Here is an 8,426-nt window from a genome sequence, read left to right as displayed (position 1 = left end):
GTCTCCGCCGCCGCGGGCGCCACCGGCGCGGGCGGCACCGGCGCGGGCGGCACGCTCGGCACCGGCGGTACGGACGGAACGGGGCGCTCCGGCTCGGCGGCCGACGTCGGGGACTCCGTACGCGGACCGGGCCCGGACGGAACGGCGGCGCCCTCGTTCTCGGTGCTCACAGCTCTCTCCTCATCGCGTGCATCTTCGGTGCACATCAGTTTCGTTCGCGACGTCCTCATGCGGACACCCCATGCGGACACCTTCATGCGGACACCTTCATGCGGGGGCACCCTCATGCGGGCGTTCTCGTGCCGACGCCCTCATGCCGACGTCTTCATGCCCGACGCCGGCCCGACCGGCAGGCGTGTCCGCACGCCTGCCGCGCGTCCATGCCTACATGCTGCCTTGCTCCGCCCGCATGCCGGCATACCCGCGTACCCATATGCCTGCGGGGCCGCACAAAAGGCTGTTGCCCACTGCCAGCTTTTCCCATGGCACGTCGGACCACCGTAAGCGGAGCCTGTGCGCACGACCACACACCCTTACATCCAGCCAATTCCGGCAAAAGGTGCGCATGCGCGAGGACGTCGAGCGGTGGCACCATAACGCGGTGACCTATGCGCACCCGGCCCGGGACAACAGCCCCGAGCGCCACGAGCTCGCCGTCATCGCCCACCGCGGAGCCTCCGAGGACGCTCCGGAACACACCCTCGCCGCCTACCGCCGGGCGATCGAGGACGGCGCCGACGCGCTGGAGTGCGACGTGCGCCTCACCGCCGACGGCCACCTCGTCTGCGTCCACGACCGCCGCGTCAACCGCACCTCCAACGGCCGCGGCGCCGTCTCCTCCCTCGAACTGGCCGACCTCGCGGCCCTCGACTTCGGTTCGTGGAAGGGTGCGGCCACCGACCAGGAGGCGCCCGACCTCGACGCGACGTCGGTCCTCCCCCTGGAGCGTCTCCTGGAACTCGTCGCCGACGCCGGCCGCCGCGTCGAGCTGGCCATCGAGACCAAGCACCCGACCCGCTGGGCCGGCCAGGTCGAGGCACGGCTGCTGGAACTCCTCGGCCGCTTCGGCCTCGCCCAGCCGCCCGCGGGCGAGCCCTCACCGGTGCGGGTGATGAGCTTCTCGGCCCGCTCCCTGCACCGCGTCCGGGCCGGCGCACCCGCGATCCCGACGGTCTATCTGATGCAGTTCCTCTCGCCGCGCCACCGCGACGGCCGGCTGCCCGAGGGCGTCCACATCGCCGGGCCCAGCATCCGGATCATCCGCAAGGACCCGGCCTACGTGGCCCGGCTGCACCGCGCGGGGAACCGGGCGCACGTCTGGACCGTGAACGATCCGATCGATGTCGAACTGTGTGCGGACATCGGAGTGGACGCAGTGATCACAAACCGACCCAAGCAGGTTCTTTCCCAACTCGGGCGGCGGTAGCGCCATTACATGGAGTGCTCCGGCGCGTTCGGTACGTGTTCGAGCCGCGCGAGTGCCCCCACCGGGGCGTGGATGGCCGGTTTCCGGTCCAGTCCATTGGGGCATCCATCCCCTGACGTGGGGCAAAGGAGGTCTCGGGGGTGGCGTTGGTGGTGGCACAGGAGGTGCCCACGTCGTCGATCATGGCCGTACCCCATGGTCCGACCGGTGTGGGACAGGCAAGACACCGAATGCGCGAGGACCTGCGCATCAGTGGGGTACCGGATTCGGTCATCGACGATGCCGTATTGATCCTTTCGGAGTTGCTCAGCAATGCGTACCGGCACGGTCGCCCGCTGAGCCCGGAGAACGGCGACAGAAACGGGGGGAAGGACGGGGGGATACGCGCGGCCTGGCGAGTGGACCAGCACGGCCGGCTCACGGTCGAGGTCACGGACGGGGGCGGCCCGACCCGGCCACTTCCAGCCACACCTTCGGTGACGGCACGCGGTGGCCGCGGACTGAACATCATCAGCGCTCTGTCCCAGGACTGGGGAGTACGGGACGCCTCCGGCGAGGTGACCGTATGGGCGGCTCTTTCGGCGCGCGACAGTTTCGCCACGCGCGTCGCCCTGGTCCCTGACATGACATACAGAGAATTCGACGAGCCGGCGTAACGACGGCGCGACGCGCGTAGACCCGTGGCACATCACACAGCACCCGGGCGACGCGCAATCGACGCCCACGTGACGCCCCCGTGGGGCCCTCCGCGACACGACAGCGGTGCGCACCGCGACACGACAGCGACACGACAGTGGCGTACGGCCGGTGGGCCCCGCGACCGGAGCGCGCAGCGCTCCCCCGACGCGGCACCCCACCACCACCGGCCGGAGATCTCCCGAACCCGCCCCGCCCGCGCATATCCGTCCGGGCAGTACGGCGGACGCTAGGCTCGCGCCGTCGACGGATCGACATGGATCGACTCCGTCGGCCGACCCCAGGCACACGAGCCGCGGACCCCGCAGACCGCGGGCACCGCGCGTACCGCACGATCGGGAGACACGCACGCCATGGCCAAGAAGCGCCGCCCCCAGACCAAGGCCGCCACGCCGCAGGCCGTCGACGGCCCGATCCCCGTCGTCGGCGCACGTGAGCCCTGCCCCTGCGGTTCGGGGCGCCGCTACAAGGCGTGCCACGGCCGGGAGGCCGCGCACGCGGTCGCCGAGCTCGTCCAGCGGCCGTTCGAGGGGCTGCCGGGCGAGGCCGACTGGGTCGCGCTGCGCGAGCTGGTGCCCGCCGCGACGGTGGAGCTCACCCTCAAGGACAAGCTGCCCGAGGGCGTCCCGTCCGTGACGCTGGCGACCGTGCTGCCCATGGCCTGGCCCGCACTGCGCCGCGACAACGGCGCGGTGCTGCTGGGCCTCCAGAACGACACCGCGTCCGGCGACCTCAGCCGCGATCTCGCCGACACCCTCCAGCGCGCCCTGGTCGCCGAGCCGGGCACCCCGGTCGCCGCCGCGCGCGTCGGCACCGACGGGCCGCGGCTGCAGGACCTGCTGGACCCGGAGGGCGCTTTCGAGCCGGCCGTCCACACGGGCTTCGAGTTCTGGGTCGAGAACGCCGAGAACGCGACCGGTGAGGTCGCCGCCTCGCTGGACCGGGCCAACGCCGCCGCCCTCCCGACGGTCCGGCTGTCCGGCGTCGACGCCGCGTACTGGTGCGAGGTCCCGGAGAAGAACCACCTGCGCTGGGTCATGACCCACCCGGAGGAGCGGCTCCTGGACGCGCTGGCCCGGCTGCACGTCGCGGGCGCGACGTCGCTCGGCGAGGGCACCCGCCTGGTCGGCTCGTTCCGCGCGCACGGGCTGACCGTGCCGGTCTGGGACCTGCCGAGCGCGATGCGCGCGGAGGACGTCGAGAAGCCCGCCGCGGCCTTCGCGGAGCGGCTGACCGTGGCGCTCTCGGACGACGCCCCGCTGACGGCCGAGGAACGGCGGGCGCGCGGTGGCCTCACCAGCCGTCAGGTCACCCTGAACTGACGGTAAAGCAAGCGCAAAACCGGTCCGTCATCCGGATCGAGAGTTGCATCACGATCGAACTGTCGCGGAGATCCGGAGAGTCGGCGAGGAAACGGCGGGAGGACGCCGCGGAACCACCGAGACGGCCCCGGAGTGAAAGATTCCGGGGCCGCCAGGGGCTTCATTCGCGTGACTCCTGTCACAACTCCCGCTGAAAGACCGGAAATACGCGTCTGGAAATCCACGATCGAATTTGCGAACCGCCGATCTCTTGTTACGGTTCTAGGAGCCCGGTCGCTGGTGCATCCCCCGTCGCCAGCGACCGGGCGTTTCCATGTTCGGACGCCGGCCGGGACGCCGACCCGGACACCGGTCGGGGCACCGACCCGGGTGCCGGCCCCGACATCGGTCGAGACGCCGCCCGGAAGACCTCGCGGGACACTCGCACATCGCGACGGGCCACTCACCGGCGCACACGCCGGGACGCACGCCCGGCGCGATCGCCCCCGCCGCCCAGCGGTCCTCCCTCGGTCCAGCTACTCCAGCGGGTCGTCCGGCGAGTTGCTGCCGGACCGGAGCAGCAGATTCCCCTCGGCCGACGCGAACTCCGCCACCGCCGTGTACGCGCCCTGACCACGCACCGTCGCCCGGTGCGGCGTCTCGCAGCCCCCGGGGTCGTCGGAGGCCCCCGCCTGGCAGTGCACCTCGACCGTGCGGCCGTCGGGTCCCATCAGGGTCAGCACGGCCGTCAGCGGGCCGCCTGAGGCGTTGCGGTAGTACGTACGGCCCCAGGTGTCGCGGCCGCGCTCCAGGACGCACGTCTGGGCCTCCACGCCTGCGGGCGAGGAGACTTCGGGACCGCAGCGCGTGGAACCGGCGCCGGGCCCGCCGAGACCGGCCGACGCCCCGGCGCCGTCCTGGGAAAGATCCTTCGAGTCGTCCGACGCGTCGCCGGCCTCCACCGTCCCCTGCGCCCCGTACCGCTCACCCCGCTCCCCGCCCGCACCCCGGGCAGGGTCGCGATCCGGCCTCTCGCGGGCCTGCCCGCCGTCCGCGGCGGCACCCTGGGCGCCCCGGGTCCGCGCCCCGGACTTCTCCGGGCTCATCAGCCCCGCCGGCCCCGCGGTCGCCGCCGCCAGCGGCAGCACGACGGCGAGGGCGACCACGCTCGCCAGAGCCACCATCCGAAGGTTCGCCGCACGCTGCTGAGACGCACTGGGCACACCGGGCACACCGGACGCACGATCCATGGGACCACCTGCAACTCGCCGCGAACGCTGAAGTGCGGGGACGCCAGATACGCCCCGCCGGACCGAACGGCGCCCGGCAGCGGGATCCGGCGCAGGCCCTCACCCGAACATAGCGGCCGCGACCCGGCCCAGCGGGCGGCCGCGCGGTGGTTCCCCACGGTTCTTGGAACGGCTTACACCCGTACGAGTGAGAGCGCGTGCGTCTCCCGTCCGTACGCGCTCTCATGTGCTCGTCGGGGCGGCCCCCTCAGGGGCGCCGTTCCTCCGCGCGGACCACGGCCGCAGGCGCCGCCGGGCCCGTCAACCGCTCAGTACGCGAGCCGGCTTCCGCCGCCCGCCGTGCCCGTACCCGCGCTCTCCTCGACAAGGACGTCGACGACCGTGGCGACGTCCGGCAGCCACGGCGGCGTCGCCGCGACGGCCCCCGCCGCCGACAGCGCCCGGCCGAGGCGCGAAGGACGGTCCGTACGAGCCGGAACGGCCGCCCCCGGCGCCCGCTCCCAGCGCACCCGGCCGGCCCCCGTGGACGACGGCGGCAGGGCCACATAGCCGCCCTCCCCATGGAAGCGCAGCGAACCGGGCACCCAGTCCTGGCTGTGGAGCAGTTCGCCGAGGACCTCCAGGGAGTACGGGGCCACCAGCAGGGCCCAGCGGGTGGGGGTCGCGACCACCGGGCCGAGGCGTACGCCGGCCCGGTCGAAGGTGGCCAGGGCGCGCGCGCCCGCCACGGCCGGCAGGCTCACCGCGCACGGCGCGCGGCCGCCCGTGGCGAGCACGACGGGAGCGTCGGGGCGGTTGGTCCACCACCACTGGACCATCCGGGCGTCCGTGGTCGCCGCCAGCAGCCCCGGTTCGAAGGGGTGGGCACCCGGCGCCGCGCAGTCGAGGTGCCGGCAGGCGCATTCGGTCGCGCGGCCGCCGTCGGACCGCAGGCCCGCACCGGGGAGTACGGGCCACTGCCACTGTGTGGCGTAACCCAGGGCCGCGGTGAGTGCCGCGGACCGACCGTCTCGCCGGAGCGAGAGCTTGCGTCGCCTTCCGAGGATCTCGCGCATGTGCGCTCGTTCCTTTCCGTAAACGCCGAAGTTGGGGCCCTTGTCGGAGACAAGGGTCGTATCGCACTGCATGACTCTTCGCAGGAACTACGGGCATTGCCTGAACTGCGAGAACGTCTGTCTGAACTGCGGGAACTGCGTGAGCTGTGTGCGGGAACTGCGTGGCACTGCGTCGGTGCGCGGAGACCCTGGCGCGGCCCCCGTGGATCCGCATGGCTTCGCCATGGCACTGCGCCGGGCCCCGTGCGCACCACATCCGGACCTGCGCCCGGACCGGTCCGCACTACATGGCACTACGGGCCCGACCTCGCGCGCTGCTCAACACGCCGTGGCTCTTTCGAGGCCGGCACACCACGTGGATCAAGGTCACCGCATGTACACCACCGCATGTACGACGCAGCGCATCACGTCACGGGCCGAGCGTGAAACATGGCGAGGGGTGGCGCGCGTATGGCGCTTCGTGCTGAGCGTGTGCGCCCCTCGCCTGCGACACGGGTTGACCCACGCCCTCGGGGGACGGGCGCGGCCGTTGCCGATAAGGACGCTCGGGTCCGCCGCCGGGTTCCGGGGCGGCCCCAACTGCCCCTGCCCTTCACCGAGTACGTACCCACCGGTGTGGATATGACGCGCTGTCGAGCACCCTCAGTCGATCGCGCACTCCAGGCAGCAGGACTATTTTCCGGCCAAGTTTGAAACCCCATAGACACCACCAATCCCACCGGCGCAGTGCTGGACATCGCCTTGCCCAGGCGTGTACATGTGGAGCACTGATAGCACGCAACACGACAGGGGGTTTGCGATGCTATTGCTGCGAAACTACAGGCTGATCAGCTGGTCACGCGGGCTTGACGAGAAGCGTCGAGCGCCCGCCCGGACCGCCGCCGGCAGTGCCCCCCGCGCCGCCGCACGGCCCGACCGGGGCAGTCGGCCATGACCACGCCCCACCTGCCGAAAGTGGCCGGAATCAATCCTCCCCTCCCCGCGCCCTCCCACACTCCGCCCTCCCCCGGCAGTGCCTCCCCCACGGATCCCACCGGTCCCTCCTCCCCCACCGGCACCGGGGCCACCGACACATCCGGACTCCCCGGGTCCGCCGACGCCCGGCGCGCACGCCCCACAGGTCCCACCGGCCTCTCCCTGCCTGTACCGAACGCCCTCGTACAGGACCGCCTCGCAGGCTGGATCTCGGCCCTCACCACGGTCCAGGAGCTGACCGAGCGGCTCGCGCGCACCGCCACGCTCGACGCCGCCCTGCACGAGGTGCTGCGCGCGGGGGCGTCCCTCGTCGGCGCACGCCGCGGCCTGGTCACCCTGCACCCCGCCCGGGGCCCCGGACACGAACACCCCACCACCGTCGGCTTCGGCCTCGACCGTGCCGACCTCGGCCACATCGAGACCATCCCGCGCGGCCCCGAACCGGCCGGAACGCCCGGGCGGCGCGCACCGCACGGGCCCCCCGAGCCACCCAGGCCGTTCCGGGCGTACGAACCCCGCGAGACGCCCGGACCGCCCGAGCCCACCGACGCGCACGGCTCCCGCCGGTCGTACGGCCGCGACGCCGCACCGGGCGCCGCTGAGAGGCACGGCTCCGGCGCGCCCTACGACTCCGGCGAGACGTTCGGCTCCGGCACCTTCGGCCCGTACGGCCGGCTCTTCGACGACCTCCCGCCGGTCGGGACCCGCACCGGCACCGCGCACCCCGACATCGCCGCCGACGAGGAGCTGGCCCCCCGCCACCGCGAGGTCGCGGCCCGTCTCGGCTACGGCGCCAGCTACGCCGTACCGCTGGAGTCGGAGGGCGCGGGCCGGCTCGGCGCCGCCATCTGGCTGTACGACGAGCCGGCCGAGCCCACCGAACGGCAGCGGCACCTGGTCGGCCTCTACCGCGACTACGCCACCGAACACCTCGCCCGCCAGCTCGAACTGGCCGAGGCCCGCAGCGCGGTGGCAACCCTCCGCGAGGAACTGCTTCCCAGCCGGCTGCCCAGGATCGCGGGCGTCCGGCTGGCGGTACACCACCACGGCGCGCGGCAGGGTGGCGGCGGCTGGTACGACGCGCTGCCGCTGCCGGAGGGCGCGCTCGGCCTCGCCGTGGGCGGAGTGACCGGTTCCGGGCCCAGCGCGATCGCCGCCATGGGCCGGCTGCGGGCGTCCCTCCGGGCGTACGCCGTCATGGAGGGTGAGGATCCGGTCGCCGTCCTGTCCGACCTCGAACTCCTGCTGCGGCTGACCGAGCCGGCCCGCGCCGCCACGGCGCTCTTCGCGTACTGCGAGCCGGCCGGCGCCCTGCGGGCCGCGGGCCGGACGAACAAGGTCGTCCTGGCGGGCGCCGGGCACTGCCCGCCGCTGATCATCGGCCGGCAGCGCATCGAGTACGTGGAGACCTCGCTGTCCGCGCCGCTCGGGATGCTCGCGTGCTGGGAGGCGCCGAGCGTGGAGATCGCACCCGCACCGGGCGAAACGCTCCTCTTCTACAGCGACGGGCTGCTGCACCGCACCGGCGACGCGATGGACCGGGCCTTCGCCCGGCTGCACCGGGCCGCCGCGAGCGTCCCCCGGGGCTCGCTGGACGACCCGGACGCCCTCGTGGAACACATCCTGCGGACCGTCCTGCCGGACGCCCCCGAGGGCATCGACGGCGACGGGGACGACGTCATCCTGCTCGCCGCCCACTTCGCATGATCCCGGCCCGCGGCGG

The 8,426-nt window shown here is 73.2% G+C and carries 5 protein-coding genes and 1 pseudogene; 4 read left to right on the top strand and 2 right to left on the bottom strand.

Translation table 11 applies throughout. The annotated features are described in order from the left end of the window. The first annotated feature begins 565 nt into the window (after positions 1-565). From J7E86_RS04520 to J7E86_RS04510, 3 genes and pseudogenes are all read left to right on the top strand, one after another. Positions 566-1,426 (top strand): glycerophosphodiester phosphodiesterase, encoded by an 861-nt coding sequence (locus J7E86_RS04520; RefSeq protein WP_215079957.1) that lies wholly within the window; start codon positions 566-568, stop codon positions 1,424-1,426. A gap of 52 nt (positions 1,427-1,478) precedes the next feature. Beyond that, positions 1,479-2,082: pseudogene (locus J7E86_RS04515) on the top strand (ATP-binding protein). A gap of 393 nt (positions 2,083-2,475) precedes the next feature. Beyond that, on the top strand, positions 2,476-3,444 hold the full coding sequence (locus tag J7E86_RS04510) for a DUF5926 family protein (RefSeq protein WP_215079955.1): 969 nt from the start codon (positions 2,476-2,478) through the stop codon (positions 3,442-3,444). 515 nt (positions 3,445-3,959) lie between these two features. Here J7E86_RS04510 and J7E86_RS04505 read toward each other — a convergent pair. Together J7E86_RS04505 and J7E86_RS04500 are read right to left on the bottom strand one after the other, a co-directional pair. Beyond that, positions 3,960-4,607, bottom strand: a complete 648-nt coding sequence (locus J7E86_RS04505) for a hypothetical protein (RefSeq protein WP_251018634.1) — start codon at positions 4,605-4,607, stop codon at positions 3,960-3,962. A gap of 374 nt (positions 4,608-4,981) precedes the next feature. Further along, on the bottom strand, positions 4,982-5,728 hold the full coding sequence (locus J7E86_RS04500; RefSeq protein ID WP_215079951.1) for a bifunctional DNA primase/polymerase: 747 nt from the start codon (positions 5,726-5,728) through the stop codon (positions 4,982-4,984). Between the two features lie 930 nt (positions 5,729-6,658). Between J7E86_RS04500 and J7E86_RS04495 the strand changes: the two genes are divergently transcribed. Beyond that, positions 6,659-8,410, top strand: coding sequence for a PP2C family protein-serine/threonine phosphatase (locus J7E86_RS04495; protein ID WP_215079949.1), 1,752 nt, complete (start codon positions 6,659-6,661; stop codon positions 8,408-8,410). Positions 8,411-8,426 lie beyond the last annotated feature (16 nt).

This window comes from Streptomyces sp. ISL-11 (genome assembly GCF_018614525.1).
Lineage (GTDB): Bacteria > Actinomycetota > Actinomycetes > Streptomycetales > Streptomycetaceae > Streptomyces.
The sequence above is the reverse complement of the archived record's forward strand: the minus strand, read 5'-3'. Positions and strand labels throughout refer to the sequence as shown.